This window comes from Candidatus Phyllobacterium onerii, assembly GCF_028331445.1.
GTDB classification, from domain to species: Bacteria; Pseudomonadota; Alphaproteobacteria; order Rhizobiales; family Rhizobiaceae; genus Phyllobacterium; species Phyllobacterium onerii.
On the sequence record NZ_JAQMHX010000015.1, the window covers coordinates 42194 to 56441 of the forward strand.

Annotated in this window: 17 protein-coding genes; 10 read left to right on the plus strand and 7 right to left on the minus strand. The window is 57.9% G+C overall.

Translation table 11 applies throughout. The annotated features are described in order from the left end of the window. Positions 1-188: 188 nt before the first annotated feature. Both PHA01_RS24495 and PHA01_RS24500 read right to left on the minus strand, forming a co-directional pair. Positions 189-1088: a bifunctional helix-turn-helix domain-containing protein/methylated-DNA--[protein]-cysteine S-methyltransferase gene (locus PHA01_RS24495; RefSeq protein WP_271898898.1), complete on the minus strand. Its 900-nt coding sequence runs from the start codon at positions 1086-1088 to the stop codon at positions 189-191. Positions 1089-1165: 77 nt separating this feature from the next. Further along, positions 1166-1660, minus strand: coding sequence for a DUF2244 domain-containing protein (locus PHA01_RS24500; RefSeq protein WP_271898899.1), 495 nt, complete (start codon positions 1658-1660; stop codon positions 1166-1168). 34 nt (positions 1661-1694) lie between these two features. Between PHA01_RS24500 and nth the strand changes: the two genes are divergently transcribed. Then, on the plus strand, positions 1695-2453 hold the full coding sequence (nth, locus tag PHA01_RS24505) for an endonuclease III (RefSeq protein WP_417021031.1): 759 nt from the start codon (positions 1695-1697) through the stop codon (positions 2451-2453). Here the strand turns inward: nth and PHA01_RS24510 are convergent. Further along, the gene (locus tag PHA01_RS24510; protein WP_271898901.1) at positions 2446-3165 is read right to left on the minus strand and encodes a sulfate transporter family protein; all 720 of its coding nucleotides are present in this window, start codon (positions 3163-3165) and stop codon (positions 2446-2448) included. The two genes, nth and PHA01_RS24510, sit on opposite strands and share 8 nt — an antisense overlap. Before the next feature lie 164 nt (positions 3166-3329). Between PHA01_RS24510 and PHA01_RS24515 the strand changes: the two genes are divergently transcribed. Beyond that, positions 3330-4322, plus strand: a complete 993-nt coding sequence (locus PHA01_RS24515; protein WP_271898902.1) for an adenosine kinase — start codon at positions 3330-3332, stop codon at positions 4320-4322. On the opposite strand, the gene PHA01_RS24520 is transcribed toward PHA01_RS24515, so the two are convergent. The 3 genes from PHA01_RS24520 to hrcA form a co-directional block, all read right to left on the minus strand. Next, on the minus strand, positions 4314-4967 hold the full coding sequence (locus tag PHA01_RS24520) for a trimeric intracellular cation channel family protein (RefSeq protein WP_271898903.1): 654 nt from the start codon (positions 4965-4967) through the stop codon (positions 4314-4316). The genes PHA01_RS24515 and PHA01_RS24520 overlap by 9 nt on opposite strands. A gap of 114 nt (positions 4968-5081) precedes the next feature. After that, positions 5082-5795 carry a nucleotide exchange factor GrpE gene (gene grpE / locus PHA01_RS24525; protein WP_271898904.1) on the minus strand — a complete coding sequence of 238 codons (714 nt, stop codon included), beginning with the start codon at positions 5793-5795 and terminating at the stop codon, positions 5082-5084. A 74-nt stretch (positions 5796-5869) separates the two neighbouring features. After that, the gene (gene hrcA, locus PHA01_RS24530) at positions 5870-6937 is read right to left on the minus strand and encodes a heat-inducible transcriptional repressor HrcA (protein ID WP_271898905.1); all 1068 of its coding nucleotides are present in this window, start codon (positions 6935-6937) and stop codon (positions 5870-5872) included. Positions 6938-7072: 135 nt separating this feature from the next. Here hrcA and rph point away from each other — a divergent pair, with 135 nt between their 5' ends. From rph to PHA01_RS24565, 7 genes are read left to right on the plus strand one after another with little or no spacing between them, the layout of a single operon-like run. Next, positions 7073-7789 carry a ribonuclease PH gene (gene rph, locus PHA01_RS24535; protein ID WP_271898906.1) on the plus strand — a complete coding sequence of 239 codons (717 nt, stop codon included), beginning with the start codon at positions 7073-7075 and terminating at the stop codon, positions 7787-7789. Positions 7790-7801: 12 nt separating this feature from the next. Beyond that, positions 7802-8209: a VOC family protein gene (locus PHA01_RS24540; RefSeq protein ID WP_271898907.1), complete on the plus strand. Its 408-nt coding sequence runs from the start codon at positions 7802-7804 to the stop codon at positions 8207-8209. Further along, positions 8206-8853 (plus strand): RdgB/HAM1 family non-canonical purine NTP pyrophosphatase, encoded by a 648-nt coding sequence (rdgB, locus tag PHA01_RS24545; protein WP_271898908.1) that lies wholly within the window; start codon positions 8206-8208, stop codon positions 8851-8853. The genes PHA01_RS24540 and rdgB overlap by 4 nt, the downstream gene beginning before the upstream one ends. Further along, positions 8850-10013, plus strand: coding sequence for a radical SAM family heme chaperone HemW (gene hemW, locus PHA01_RS24550; RefSeq protein ID WP_271898909.1), 1164 nt, complete (start codon positions 8850-8852; stop codon positions 10011-10013). The genes rdgB and hemW overlap by 4 nt, the downstream gene beginning before the upstream one ends. A gap of 9 nt (positions 10014-10022) precedes the next feature. Further along, positions 10023-10922 carry a 16S rRNA (cytidine(1402)-2'-O)-methyltransferase gene (rsmI, locus tag PHA01_RS24555; RefSeq protein WP_271898910.1) on the plus strand — a complete coding sequence of 300 codons (900 nt, stop codon included), beginning with the start codon at positions 10023-10025 and terminating at the stop codon, positions 10920-10922. Continuing rightward, positions 10919-11284, plus strand: coding sequence for a YraN family protein (locus PHA01_RS24560; protein ID WP_271898911.1), 366 nt, complete (start codon positions 10919-10921; stop codon positions 11282-11284). Before rsmI ends, PHA01_RS24560 begins: the two co-directional genes overlap by 4 nt. 14 nt (positions 11285-11298) lie before the next feature. Then, positions 11299-11994, plus strand: coding sequence for a methyltransferase family protein (locus PHA01_RS24565; protein WP_271898954.1), 696 nt, complete (start codon positions 11299-11301; stop codon positions 11992-11994). Positions 11995-12044: 50 nt separating this feature from the next. Here PHA01_RS24565 and PHA01_RS24570 read toward each other — a convergent pair whose 3' ends face one another. After that, positions 12045-12440, minus strand: a complete 396-nt coding sequence (locus PHA01_RS24570) for a VOC family protein (protein WP_271898912.1) — start codon at positions 12438-12440, stop codon at positions 12045-12047. Between the two features lie 342 nt (positions 12441-12782). On the opposite strand from PHA01_RS24570, the gene cysG reads away from it, so the two are divergent. After that, positions 12783-14234 carry a siroheme synthase CysG gene (cysG, locus tag PHA01_RS24575; protein WP_271898913.1) on the plus strand — a complete coding sequence of 484 codons (1452 nt, stop codon included), beginning with the start codon at positions 12783-12785 and terminating at the stop codon, positions 14232-14234. Positions 14235-14248 lie beyond the last annotated feature (14 nt).

Sequence of the window (14248 nt, forward strand, 5' to 3'; positions counted from 1 at the left end):
ACTGGAAGGTCAAGAGGGTTCTTGGGAGATGGAGAGCCTTTCCATGAGGCGCCGACACGAACCCTCCCCTTGTGGGGAGGGCAGGACCGCAGATCCGGGAGGGGTCTCTTGAAAACTTAGTGTTTCAAAGGCCCCTCCCCGCTACTACGCAGCTTCCCTCCCACAAGGGGGAGGTTGAGAAACAGAGCTCAACCCGCCTGCGCTTGGGCCGCCTCGCCGGTCAGCTGACCGGCTTCCCATCCGAGGATGGCGCGTTTGCGGGTCAAGCCCCAATGATAGCCCGTCAGAGCTCCGGACTTGCCGACTGCCCGGTGGCAGGGGACGACGAAACTGACCGGGTTGGCGCCGACAGCGGCACCCACGGCGCGCGAAGCCTTGGGAGACCCGATATCGGCAGCGATATCCGAATAGGCCACGCATTTGCCCATCGGGATCTTCAGCAGTGCTTCCCAGACACGCAGCTGGAAATCAGTGCCGATCGTGACCACCTTGAGCGGCCTGTCGGCGCGCCATTCTGCCGGGTTGAAGATACGCGCTGCATAGGGTGCAGTGGCCGCCAGATCTTCGACATAATTGGCATTTGGCCAACGCGATGTCATGTCGGCCAATGCCTCGCGTTCCTTGCCCGGATCAGCAAAAGCCAGACCCGCCAGCCCGCGGTCCGTCACCATCACCAGCGCCAGGCCAAACGGCGAAATCAGAAAGCCGTAGCGGATTGTCAGCCCTGCACCGCGGGTCTTGTAATCGCCCGGTGACATGCCTTCGTGCGTGACAAAGAGATCATGCAGCCGGCTCGGACCCGAAAGTCCCGTTTCGTAGGCAGTTTCGAGCAAGGGCATACCCTCGTCCAGCAGACGACGGGCGTGGTCGATGGTCACTGCCTGCAGGAAGCCTTTGGGAGAAAGGCCCGCCCAGCGGGTAAACAGCTTCTGCAGCGCGGTTGGCGACAGCCCGGTATCGCGGGCCAGCGTCTCAAGCGACGGCTGGTCGCGATAGTCCTTGCTGATACGTTCGATGATATGACTGACGATGGCATAATCGTCGCCGGTCGGGGTGATGTCTTTCTGAAGTATGGCATGTGGTTTCATGAGCTTTTACCTCTCTTTTGAGGCTATATGACCACTGTGGGGCTCTTGTCGCCACCCGATTCTTGCAAGGCGTGGATTTACCGTCGCTTGGCTGTCGCAAGCGCCATCTGGAACGCGGAAGCGAAACTTTCACGGTCATCGGGATTGAGAAACGAGCCAATCGCCACTGCCTTGCCCTGTCCTTCGACCAACATCGACGTGATGCCGATTTCCGCATGACGGGCGACGCTGAACCGCGTCCAGAAGGGATTGAATTCATGCAGTTTGGCCCGGCCTGACGGGGCAACCTGGCGGATTTGCAAGGCGATACGCGAAACGCTCACCTCTTCATGGGCCTTTGCCGAGATATAATTCATCCGGAACGCGATATAGACCAGCAGAACATCGAGACCGAAGAAGCCAAAAACCGGCCAGGCGCCAAGCGACAGAAAAAACAGGCCGGTGAAGAAGCTGCTGACGCCCATCGTTGCCATAAGAATGAGAAAACCAGTTTGACCCAGCGAACGATGAGGCACGAGAAGCGCACGAAAAATTTCTTCCTCGTTTTGGCCCGCAGCGTCAAATGGGTTCATTGTTTGGCTCATGGGCTTTAAGTATAGATGCACCATGGAAAATCCCAAGCGTAAAATCGATGAAGATTATGTGAAGCCTGCTAAATCGGCTAAGGCGCGCAACGTTCCCGGCACACGCTACACCGCTGCGGAAATCCATGAAATCTTCCGGCGTTTTTCGATCCAGCGCCCCGAGCCCCGGGGCGAGCTCGAGCATATCAATCCCTTCACCCTGCTCGTCGCCGTGGTGCTTTCAGCGCAAGCGACCGACGCCGGTGTGAACAAGGCGACGCGAGCCCTGTTCAAGGTTGCGGACACGCCGGAAAAGATGCTGGCTCTGGGCGAAGCAAAGGTCGGCGACTATATCCGTACCATCGGACTTTGGCGCAACAAGGCGAAGAATGTCATCGCTTTGTCCAAGGCGCTCGTCAACCAATATGCCAGCGTGGTTCCGGATGACCGCGACGAGCTGATCAAATTGCCCGGCGTTGGCCGCAAGACGGCTAATGTCGTCCTCAATATGGCCTTCGGCCAATCGACCATGGCCGTCGATACGCATATCTTCCGTATCGGCAATCGGCTGGGCCTTGCACCTGGCAAGACGCCGGAGGAGGTAGAAGCGCGGTTGATGAAGGTAATTCCTTCTGCATATCTCTATCACGCGCACCACTGGCTTATCCTGCATGGCCGCTATATCTGCAAGGCGCGCAAACCGGAATGCCCTTCCTGCGTTATCGCGGATATTTGCAAGGCGGCGGAGAAGACCTCGGAAATACCGGCGCCACTGGTGCCGCTACCGCCACAAATTATCTGATCACAGTGGCTGGCGGCTCGGACTGCGCGACCGCCTTGTGCAAATGAACCATCATCGCCGCAGCAAAGAGCGGGGTCAAAAGATTGAGGATCGGGATCGCCATGAAGGCGGCGATAACCAGCCCTCCCAAAAACACTGTCGTTGCATGTTTTGAGCGCAGCGCCTTGGCTTCCATTTCCGGGCGAAAGCGCATCGCTGCAAATTCGAAGAACTCGCGGCCGAGCAGATAGCCGTTGACGACGAAGAACGCGATGATGTTGATCCCGGGGATCAGCAGCATCAGCAAAGCAGCAATGTTGCCGAGGATAACGACGCCAAGGAATTTCACGGACAGGATCAGTGATCGGACAGCAGGCAATGGCCGTCCTTTTGGATCAAGTGGATAATCTTCTTTTTCCACCACTTCCGCCACATCATCGAGGAAGAGCCCGGCAACGATTGCCGTGACGGGTGCGATGAGCAGCGCCAGTCCAAGCGCAAGCCCAATGCTGGCAAAAATGCCGGCGATGAAGCCGAGCCATCCAACCCACGACGGCAGTTCCGGCAGCATCTGATCGAAAAACGGCCAGGCCAGCGCTTCGAACAGTTCCCGCAGACCGAACCATATGCCGATGAGCAGTAAAACAGTCAGTCCAATAGATTTCCACAGGACAGCACGAAACTCCGGGTGAAACAGATGATTGGCCGCAGCGCGGGCGCTTTCCACGATCATTTAGGGTCGCTTTCAAAAGTTTCCGGGTTGCGGACATAGGAGTAGTCCATAGTCAAGACAAGGCAGCACACCAAAGAAGGGGTAGTCAACCGGCTGCCGACGCGCTAGGACAGGCGCCAAAATAACCGCCAACAGGTACCGAACAGTTCAATCCCGGAGTTTTCATGTCCAACTTTGACGTGCTTTGCATCGGCAATGCCATTGTCGATATCATCGCCCGCACCGATGATGATTTCATCATCAAGAACGGCATCATCAAGAACGCCATGAACCTGATCGATGCCGATCGTGCGGAGTTCCTCTACGAGCGCATGGGTCCAGCGATCGAAGCTTCTGGTGGAAGTGCCGGCAACACCGCCGCAGGCGTCGCCAGTCTCGGCGGACGCGCCGCTTATTTCGGCAAGGTCGCAGACGACCAACTCGGGCATGTCTTCATCCACGATATCCGCTCACAAGGCGTTGCCTTCGACACCCGTGTTTTGAATGCCCCTCCGCCCACCGCGCGCTCGATGATCTTCGTTACGCCCGATGGCGAGCGTTCGATGAACACCTATCTCGGCGCCTGCGTCGAGCTTGGACCGGAAGATGTTGAAAGCTCCAAGGTTTCCGAAGCCAAGGTGACCTATTTCGAAGGTTATCTCTGGGATCCGCCACGGGCCAAGGAAGCAATCCGCCTGTCGGCGAAGATCGCGCATGAACATGGTCGCGAAGTGTCGATGACGCTATCAGACCCTTTCTGCGTCGATCGCTATCGCGAGGAATTCCTCGAACTCATGCGCTCCGGCACGGTCGACATCGTCTTTGCCAATGAGGCGGAATTGAAGTCGCTGTATCAGACCGATGATTTCGAAAAGGGCCTGGAACTCATCCGCAAGGATTGCAAACTTGCAGCCGTCACCCGCTCGGAAAAGGGCTCGGTCGTGGTCTCCAAGGATGAGACCGTTGCCGTACCGGCGATCGAGATTACGGAACTGGTCGATACGACTGGCGCTGGCGATCTTTATGCCGCCGGCTTTCTGTTTGGCTATACGAATGGCCGGTCCTTGACGGATTGCGCGAAGCTTGGTTCGCTCACGGCAGGTCTTGTCATTCAGCAAATCGGTCCGCGCCCGCAGCAGAACCTGAAAGCGGCTGCCGAGCAAGCCGGACTACTTTGATTTGATATAGCCCTCGCGCTTCAGCTCTTCCGATGTGCGACCGCGCTTGTGATATGTCGGCAGCGCCCAGCCGAAATAGAGCGCACCGCCGCGTACGACAAACGCGGCGAGCGCTGCGACGAGTGCGGAAATCTCCGGCCCGACGGCGAGGCTGTGCAGCACGATGTATGTGACTGACCCAGCGAGGGCGGCGGTCACATAGATCTCTCGCCGCATCAGCACGGACGGTTCTCCGGATATGATATCACGCAGAATTCCACCAAACGTCGCCGTCATGATTCCGGTAACAATCGCAATCGTTGAGTCGAAGCCCAGTGCCAGGCTTTTGGCCGCGCCGATAACACTGTAAGCGGCAAGACCGAGTGCATCGAGCCAAAGCAGAACGCGGTAGCGCGATTCGAGCAGATTGGCGGAAAAGTAGACGAGAATCGCTGCCGCAGCACAGACCATAAGATTTCCGGGATCCTTGACCCAGAATACCGGCACACCAAGGATCAGATCGCGCAATGTGCCACCGCCGATGCCGGTGACGGCGGCGAGAAACACGAAGGCGATGATATCGAGCTGGCGACGCGATGCCGCCAAAGCGCCTGTCGCAGCAAAGACGAATACTCCGGCATAGTTGAAGAGCTGGATCATGGTCATCGGCTGTCCCCCCTGCGCCGTTGTTCTCGTCACGATAGTGCATGACCCGGCAAAATGAAAAGAGCCACATTCCGCTGTAGAAATGTGGCTCCCAAAGCTGTTCTGGTGGTCGGATCAGGCGTCTTTTTCTGCCTGCGGATTGATCGGGCCAGGCTCCGGCTGACCTTCGGCAGCAGCCTGTTTCGGACCGCCTTTTGATACACCGACAAGCGCCGGACGCAGCATGCGGTCACCGATGACGAACCCGCTCTGGGCGACCTGCAGCACGGTGTTGTGCGGCACATCGGCATTTGGAATTTCGAACATCGCTTGGTGGAAATTCGGATCGAATTTCTGGCCCAAGGGATCGAGTTTCTTGACGCCATGGCGTTCCATTGCCGACATAAGCGAACGCTCGGTGATCTCGACGCCTTCAGCAAGGGTCTTGAACCCTGCATCGCCACTTGCCAGCACATCGGCCGGAATGGCCTCCAAAGCACGCTTCAGATTGTCGGAAACAGAGAGCATGTCACGGGCGAAATTCGCGACCGAATAGGCACGCGCATCGTGGACATCGCGCGCGGTACGCTTGCGCAGGTTTTCCATATCGGCAGCAAGCCGCAACAGCTGGTCCTTCAGATCGCCGTTCTCGGCGCGCAATTTATCAAGCTCGGCCCAGTTGTTGGCATTTGCCTCCATCTCGTCGTCCTGAGCGAGGGCATATTCTTCAGCCTTGCGTGATTTGAGAAAATCATCGGCAGCGCGCTTCAGCGCATCGCGATCGCGCGGATTCTTCAGGTCGCGCTGGTCGAGATCGGGAGTGTCGTGATTTTTCTTGTCTTCAGCCATGTATCCTGTCCATTCATTATTCGTAAGTTGCGCTGGATATCGAGGTTTAGGCCATAAAAATCAAGTGCAAATGACTATCTCAAGAGGCGCGAGACGAGCTGGGCGGTATAATCTACCATAGGTACGATACGCGCGTAATTCAGCCTTGTCGGGCCGATGACACCGAGCGCGCCGATGATGCGCTGTTCGGAATCGCGGTAAGGCGCGATGACCAGCGATGAGCCGGAAAGCGAAAACAGCTTGTTCTCCGAGCCGATGAAGATGCGCACGCCTGGTCCGGCTTCCGCCAGATCAAGCAGTTGCAGCGTGCCCTCCTTGGTTTCGAGATCATCGAAAAGGTGCCGCAAACGATCAAGATCCGCTTCGGCGCTCACCGATTCAAGCAGGTTACCTCGCCCGCGCACGATCAGCCGTGCCGGCTGGCCGCCGCCATCGCCGCCCCAGATGGCGAGCCCCTGTTCGACGAGATGTTGCGAGAGGGCGTCGAGCGCCTGCTGGGTTTCTTCCTTCAGCCGGGCGATTTCCTGCCGCGCTTCTGTGATGGTGCGGCCTTGGATATGTGCATTGAGGAAATTCGAGGCTTCGATCAATTGCGACGGCGTCACGCCAATCGGCAGATCGATGACGCGGTTTTCGACGTCGCCGCTCTGCGTGACCAGCACGGCGAGGGCCCTTGTTGGTTCGAGCCTGACGAATTCGATATGTTTGAGCGCTCCTTCAGCCTTGGCCGCGAGCACCAGCCCTGCCCCGCGTGACATGCCGGAAAGGATCTGGCTCGCCTGCGTCAGCACGTTTTCGGCAGATTGCGTTTCACCGGCCCTCACCTGCGCCTCGATGGAGTTGCGTTCGGACTTGGAAAGATCGCCAACTTCCATGAAGGCATCCACGAAGAAGCGTAGGCCGATCTGGGTCGGCAAGCGGCCGGCGGATATATGCGGTGCATAGACGAGGCCGAGATGCTCGAGATCGCTCATCACATTGCGGATCGTCGCCGGAGACAATGAAACAGGCAGGATGCGCGACAGATTGCGTGAACCCACCGGCTCGCCATCGCCGAGATAGCTCTCGACAATGCGCCGGAAAATATCGCGCGATCGCTCGTCGAGCGATTGCAATGTGTCCGGAACAACGGTCCTGTTCATCGTGCCTCAGCTTTTGCTTGTCAGACCTTGATATAAGCGTTCTCCGCGCAATCATCAAAGCCTTTGATCAAAGCCTTTGCTTCATCACCCCATCACGGTTAAAAGGCCGAGAACACATCAACAAGAGGTCTACCAATGCGTCACTCCAAGCGAGCCCCCGACGAAATGCGCGCCATTTCCTTTGAGCGCGGCGTTTCCAAACATGCCGAGGGCTCGTGCCTGGTCAAGTTCGGCGACACGCACGTCTTGTGCACCGCCAGTCTTGAGGAAAAAGTGCCGGGCTGGATGCGCAACACCGGAAAAGGCTGGGTAACTGCAGAATACGGCATGCTGCCGCGCTCGACCGGCGATCGCATGCGCCGTGAAGCTTCTTCGGGCAAGCAGGGCGGCCGCACACTGGAAATTCAGCGGTTGATCGCCCGTTCGCTGCGCGCGGTCGTTGACCTGCAGGCGCTCGGCGAAGTGCAGATCACCGTGGATTGCGATGTCATCCAGGCTGACGGGGGCACCCGTACCGCAGCGATTACCGGCGGCTGGGTTGCGCTGCACGAATGCCTGCGCTGGATGGAAACGCGCCAGATGCTCAAGGTGGAAAAGGTGCTGAAGGATCACGTCGCGGCCATTTCCTGCGGCATTTCCAATGGCACACCCGTGATCGATCTCGATTATCTTGAGGACTCGACCGCGCAGACCGACGCCAATTTCGTCATGACCGGCAAGGGTGGTATCGTCGAAGTACAGGGAACCGCCGAAGGCGAACCCTTCACCGAAGAGGAATTGCTGTCGCTGATGGGCCTTGCCCGCAACGGCATCACCCGCTTGGTCTCCTTGCAGAAAATGGCCGTTGGTTAACGGGATTTCACCATGCAGCCCTCGGGAATATTGGAAACAGCGCTTTATGTGACCGATGTCGAGGCGGCTGCACGATTCTACGGCGATGTGCTCGGGCTTGAATGCATCCTGCGTGCTGGCGAAGAATCCGTGTTCTTCTGCTGCGGGCCGGGCGTGCTGATCCTGTTTGACCCGGAAAAACTGAAGGAACGCTCGAAAGGTGGTTTGCCGATACCCTCCCATGGTGCCACCGGTCCAGGTCATGTGTGTTTTCGAGCGACGCGGGATGAAATTGCCGGGTGGAAATCCCATCTTGAGGCGCATGGAGTTGCCATCGAAAGCGAATTCGACTGGCCGAACGGGGCGCATTCGCTGTATTTCCGCGATCCGTCGGGCAATTCGATCGAATTTGCCGAACCGAAATTATGGAATCTGAAATGAAGACACTCGAAAAAGGCAAGCTGCTTGTCGCCAGCCATAATCAAGGCAAGATCGATGAAATGATCGACCTGCTTGGACCTTTTGGCTTCGAAGTGGTATCGGCGAAAGATCTTGGGCTGCCGGAACCGGATGAAACCGGCACGACCTTTGAGGAAAATGCCTATATCAAAGCTTTCGCCGCTGCCAAGGCCACCGGTCTTGTCGCGCTCTCCGATGATTCGGGCCTTTGCGTCGACGCTCTAGAGGGTAAACCGGGTGTCTATACGGCCAATTGGGCGGAATTGCCCGATGGCAAGCGCGACTTTGCCCATGGCATGCAGAAGGTCGAAGCTGAGATGCAGCAAGCGGGCGCTAGCGCCCCCGAGAATCGCAGCGGCCGTTTCGTCTCGGTCATTTGCCTTGCATGGCCCGATGGCGAAGCCAATTATTATCGCGGCGAGGTGGAAGGCGAACTTGTCTGGCCGCCCCGCGGTACGGCCGGTTTCGGCTTCGATCCGGTGTTCAAACCGGAAGGTTACGACCTGACATTCGGCGAAATGACGGCCGAACAAAAGCATGGCTGGAAGCCTGGCGATGCTATAGCACTGTCGCATCGCGCCCGCGCCTTCCAGCATTTTGCCAAAGATTGTCTGGACGCCGGATGAACCAGTCCGACAAAGGCGAGTCGGGATTCGGCGTCTATGTCCATTGGCCGTTCTGCATGGCCAAATGCCCGTATTGCGACTTCAATTCGCATGTCAGGCATCAAGCTGTTGATCAACCGCGCTTTGCCGCAGCCTTCGCACGCGAAATGACGACAATGCGGGAACGGACCGGATCGCGCACCGTTTCGAGCATTTTCCTCGGCGGTGGCACACCCTCGCTGATGCAGCCGGAAACCGTGGCATCCGTTCTCAACGAGATTTCGCGCAATTGGCATGTGCCAAACGATATCGAGATCACGCTCGAAGCCAACCCGACCAGCGTTGAAGCCGACCGTTTCCTAGGTTACCGCGCCGCCGGTGTGAACCGCGTTTCGCTTGGCGTTCAGGCCCTCAACGATCCAGATTTGCGCCGGCTCGGCCGGATGCACAATGTCGAGGAGGCGCTTGCCGCGATCAAACTGGCGCGGGAGATTTTTCCCCGGCTCTCGTTCGACCTGATCTATGCGCGGCCCGATCAGACGATTGCCGCATGGCGCGACGAACTGGCGAAGGCCATCTCCTATGCCGCAGACCATCTGTCGCTCTATCAATTGACGATTGAAGAGGGCACGCAGTTCTATAACCTTTGGAAAGCCGGCAAACTCGTGACGCCCGATGGTGATCATGCGGCAATGCTCTATCAGGAGACGCAAGAGGTCACGGCACGGCATGGCCTGCCCGCCTACGAGATTTCCAATCATGCCGCGCCGGGTGCGGAGTCGCAGCACAATCTCATCTATTGGCGCTACGGCGAATATGTCGGTATCGGTCCGGGAGCGCATGGGCGGTTCCTCGAAAACGGCACCCGCGCAGTGACGATCACCGAACGTCATCCCGAAACCTGGGTGCAGAAGGTCGAAACTACAGGTCATGGCGTCGTCGAAGAAGAGTTTCTGACGCACGAACAAGAGGGCGACGAATTCCTGCTCATGGGATTGCGTCTCGTCGAGGGTATAGATCTCTCTCGTTACGAGAGTCTGACCGGACATAGTGTCAAGGAAAGCCGTGTGATTTCCTTGGCCGAACAGGGTCTTATCGAATATATCGGCAACAGTCGCATCCGCACGACGCCCGAAGGTGCAATCGTGCTCAATGCAGTCATCGCCGATCTCGCAGCTTAAGGAAGAGACTTGTCCGAAGGGGAAGCAAAAGAGCGGGACTATCAGATCGGCAGTGCCTCGTTCCGCGCCCGGCCGTTGGAACCGGCGCTTTATATCGTGGCGACACCGATCGGCAATCTCGGCGACATGACCATTCGCGGGATCGAAACCTTGGCCGCTGCGGATGTCATCGCTTGCGAGGACACGCGCGTCAGCCGGGTTTTGCTCGACAGATATGGTATTTCGCGGCGTCCCTATGCCTATCACGAACACAATGCGGATATGGCGGGACCCAAGCTGATCGAAGCGCTGCTGGCGGGTAAAAGCGTGGCGTTGATTTCCGATGCAGGTACGCCGCTGGTCTCCGACCCGGGTGGGCGGCTGGTGCCGGAAGCAAAGGCGGCAGGCATTCGCGTCGTACCGATCCCCGGTGCATCGTCGGTTCTCGCTGCGCTCACGGCGTCTGGTTTATTCAAGGATGCGTTTTATTTTGCCGGCTTTCTTTCGTCGAAACAGGGTCAGCGACGCGCCAAACTTGAGCAATTGAAGTCGCTCGATGCTGCATTGGTGTTCTTTGAATCGCCCAATCGTGCAGCAACGACTCTGACAGATATGGTCGAAGTGTTCGGCCCTGAACGACAGGCCTCGCTTTGCCGCGAACTGACCAAGACCTATGAGACGATCGTCACCCTGCCACTCAAGGAGCTGGCGGCGGAATTCGACGGCGAAGATCGCATACGGGGAGAGGTAGTGCTGGTCATCGCTGCTCCTCCTGAAGACGAGCACGTGCCTCGAACCGATGATGACATCGATGCGTTATTGCGTGCGCTTAGCCTTGAAATGTCGCCCGCCAAGGCCGCCGGAGAGGCCTCGCGCATGACCGGGCGGCCCAAGGGCGAGCTGTATCAACGACTCCTGGCGATGAAATGACCGCGTCTGGCAAGCGCCACAAGGCCTACCGTCGCGGTCACTCCGCCGAGCGCCTTGCTGCCCTTGCCCTGATACTGAAAGGTTATCGCATCATCGGCCGCCGCTATCGCACGAAACTCGGGGAGATCGACCTGATCGCCCGGCGTAGAAATGTCGTACTCATCGTCGAGGTCAAGGCTCGAACAACACTCGAACAGGCGATGGATTCGGTCAATGTCCTGACCATGCGCCGCATCGAAGCCGCCGCCGATCTGTGGCTCGCGCGCCAGCCAGACCATTCCCGTCTCTCCCTTCGTTTCGATCTTGTTGCTATCCTGCCATGGCGCTGGCCTGTGCACGTGCCTGCGGTGTTTACAGCCTGAGGAGACATAGCGTGATGAAGCAACCACTTGACCTCGAAAAGCTGCGCAAAACGGCAATCGGGGGATGCATCAAGGCCTTGGTGGTGTTGGTACTTCTGGTGCACGTTCCTGCATGGACATTCCGCTTCTGGCAAGGGTGGCTTTATCTGGTTGTCTTCACGCTTTGCATGTTCTGGCTGACATTCTATTTTGTCAAGCACGATCCGGCGCTTGTTGCCAGCCGGCAGAAAGCCGGTGCGGGCGCCGAGCGAGAAACCTCGCAGAAATGGATTCAGGGCGCGGCCAGTGTGGTCGGCCTCCTGATGTATATCGTGCCGGGAATAGAGCGGCACTGCACCGGACTGCCCTTGCCGGTTTGGCTCGTCGTCTTGGCTAACATCCTTGTTATCGTCGGATTCTGGATCATGTTTTTGGCTTTACGCGAGAACGGTCACGCGTCGAGCATCATCGAAGTGAAATCCGGGCAGAACGTTATCTCCAGCGGCCCTTACGCTTTGGTGCGTCATCCCATGTACTCGGGCGCAGTGGTATTTTTCCTGGCAACGCCTCTGGCGCTCGGCTCGCTATGGGCGCTACCCGTTGCGATGCTCTTGAGCGTCGTCATTGCCATGCGGTTGCTGGATGAGGAGCGCTATCTGAAAGCAAATCTATCGGGGTATGACGCCTATTGTCGAAAGGTAAAGTCGCACCTCATCCCCGGTATCTGGTAAAATGCAACAGGCCGCCCTCACATGAGGACGGCCAATTGCTGTAGAGTTTTCTACTGTGCGGACATGTCCATGTACGCGACTTCCCAGACATGACCGTCGATGTCCTGGAAGCTGCACCCATACATGAAACCGAGATCCTGATTTGGCTTCCACGCCTTGCCGCCGGCGCTGAGCGCCTTGGCCAGCATGTCGTCCACTTCCGCGCGGCTCCCGGCAGAAAGTGCGATCAGCACTTCCTGCGCCTTGGTGGCGTCGCTGATATCGTTGTTGATGAAATCCCGAAACCGATCCTCCTCCATGAGCATCGCAAAGATGTTTTCCTCGATCACCATGCAGGCGGTCTTGTCGTCAGAAAAATCGGGATTGAAACTGAATCCCAAAGCGGCAAAAAAGACCCGTGTAGCCTCAATGTTCTTTACTGGCAGGTTCACGAAAATCATGCGCATGAATAAATCTCCTCTTCATTCAACGGGTTTCCTATAGAGGACGAACCGGAGTTCCGCGATCCGACATTCGTAGCAAGAAAAAATTACTTGCATTTGCTCGCTAACACGATAAATCTAGTCGTGTATCGATGCCTCGCGAATACGGACGATCAAGCATGTCGTGCTTTGCCTCAGGAGGCGATGGCTAGGCGTGTGTCCCTTTGAGCGCATAGAATGCGAATCCGCTTGTTCCGGCATTTTCAGAAATTCCATGCTCACCCGCGACAATTGGCGCACTTCTGTTCCTTATAAAACGAAAGCGGATCAGGGATAATCCTCGGAACCATCGGGATACCCCTGTTTATGTCCATGCGTTCCAGCCAGCTTTCGGTTTTTCCTGCCTTCTTCCGCGTGCGGAATGAAGTGCTTGTGGTGATTGGCAATGGCGAGGAAGCGTTGAACAAAACGCGACTTTTAAGCCAGACCAACGCTACCGTTCGGGTAATCGCGGCTGAGCCTGAACCCGAACTTGCCGCTTTCCTGCGTGACGGCAGCTACGAACACATCGCGACAAAATTTGCTCCCAAGCAACTGACCGGCGCAAAGCTGGTCTTCGTCGCCACTGGCGATGAAGACCAGGATGCGGAGATCGCGGATGAAGCGCGCCGCCAGCACATTCCAGTCAACGTCGTTGACCGCCCCGACCTTTGCGATTTCTACACGCCCGCCATCGTCAATCGCGCGCCGCTCGCCATTGCCATCGGTTCGGAAGGCACCGGCCCGGTGCTGACGCAGATGATCCGCGCCCGTATCGATGCCGCTTTCTCGCCGCGGCTCGGCGATCTCGCACGTCTTGCCAATGCCTATCGCCCTGTGGTCGAGAAGCTGGTCAAAAAAGGACTGCCGCGCCGCCTGTTCTGGCGCTCGTTCTTTTCGGGCGATGTCGCCAGCAAGATTTACAACAATGACCTGACAGGCGCCCACCAGGCAGCAGCCGGTCTCCTCGACGATCAGGCCGCCCCGAAGGGCTACGTCTGGCTTGTCGGTGCGGGGCCTGGCGCCGAAGATCTTCTGACATTGCGCGCGCACCGCGTCCTCATGGAGGCCGATGTTATCGTCTATGACGCCCTGGTGCCGGAAGCTGTGGTTGCGATGGGTCGCCGCGATGCGACCCGGCTCTCCGTCGGCAAGCGCAAAGGCTGCCACACCAAGAGCCAGAGCGAGATCAATGATCTGCTCGTCGCGCTTGGACGTGAAGGCAAGCGCGTCGTTCGCCTGAAGTCGGGTGATCCATTGGTCTACGGCCGTGCAGGTGAAGAAATGGCCGCGTTGCGCGACGCCGGCATTGCCTTCGAGATCGTACCCGGCATCACATCGGCCTTTGCCGCTGCAGCGGATATGCAGCTGCCTCTTACCCTGCGTGGTGTCGCATCGTCCCTCGTCTTCACCACGGGTCACGACATGGCTGGCGAAGTGCTGCCCGACTGGGCGCGCCTCGCTATTTCCGGTGCGACCATCGCTGTCTACATGGGCCGCAGCGTCGCTGCTTCCGTCGCTGAACGGTTGATGCAGGCGGGGCTTCATGCCGATACCGGCGTTGCCGTCATCGAGAATGCCGGGCGCGTAGACCGGCGCATGTTCCATGGCACGCTCAGTGATTTGCCGGCGCTGGAACAGCGCGACGATCTCGACGGCCCGGTTATGGTGATTATCGGCGATGCGGTAGCGGGCGCTGCCATCGACAAGGCCGAACCTCTTTCCGCCAATGCAAAGAATTCCGTGGAGCAGCACCACCTTGAACCCAATGCTGCATAACTGCGAAGGATGAA

Coding starts and splice junctions, on each gene's coding strand:
- PHA01_RS24495 (WP_271898898.1), bottom strand. CDS start 1,088: ATGAAACCACATGCCATACTTCAGAAAGACATCACCCCGACCGGCGAC.
- hemW (WP_271898909.1), top strand. CDS start 8,850: ATGAACCAGTCCGACAAAGGCGAGTCGGGATTCGGCGTCTATGTCCAT.
- PHA01_RS24515 (WP_271898902.1), top strand. CDS start 3,330: ATGTCCAACTTTGACGTGCTTTGCATCGGCAATGCCATTGTCGATATC.
- PHA01_RS24570 (WP_271898912.1), bottom strand. CDS start 12,440: ATGCGCATGATTTTCGTGAACCTGCCAGTAAAGAACATTGAGGCTACA.
- PHA01_RS24560 (WP_271898911.1), top strand. CDS start 10,919: ATGACCGCGTCTGGCAAGCGCCACAAGGCCTACCGTCGCGGTCACTCC.
- rph (WP_271898906.1), top strand. CDS start 7,073: ATGCGTCACTCCAAGCGAGCCCCCGACGAAATGCGCGCCATTTCCTTT.
- PHA01_RS24520 (WP_271898903.1), bottom strand. CDS start 4,967: ATGACCATGATCCAGCTCTTCAACTATGCCGGAGTATTCGTCTTTGCT.
- PHA01_RS24510 (WP_271898901.1), bottom strand. CDS start 3,165: ATGATCGTGGAAAGCGCCCGCGCTGCGGCCAATCATCTGTTTCACCCG.
- nth (WP_417021031.1), top strand. CDS start 1,695: ATGGAAAATCCCAAGCGTAAAATCGATGAAGATTATGTGAAGCCTGCT.
- hrcA (WP_271898905.1), bottom strand. CDS start 6,937: ATGAACAGGACCGTTGTTCCGGACACATTGCAATCGCTCGACGAGCGA.
- grpE (WP_271898904.1), bottom strand. CDS start 5,795: ATGGCTGAAGACAAGAAAAATCACGACACTCCCGATCTCGACCAGCGC.
- PHA01_RS24540 (WP_271898907.1), top strand. CDS start 7,802: ATGCAGCCCTCGGGAATATTGGAAACAGCGCTTTATGTGACCGATGTC.
- PHA01_RS24500 (WP_271898899.1), bottom strand. CDS start 1,660: ATGAACCCATTTGACGCTGCGGGCCAAAACGAGGAAGAAATTTTTCGT.
- PHA01_RS24565 (WP_271898954.1), top strand. CDS start 11,299: ATGAAGCAACCACTTGACCTCGAAAAGCTGCGCAAAACGGCAATCGGG.
- rdgB (WP_271898908.1), top strand. CDS start 8,206: ATGAAGACACTCGAAAAAGGCAAGCTGCTTGTCGCCAGCCATAATCAA.
- cysG (WP_271898913.1), top strand. CDS start 12,783: ATGTCCATGCGTTCCAGCCAGCTTTCGGTTTTTCCTGCCTTCTTCCGC.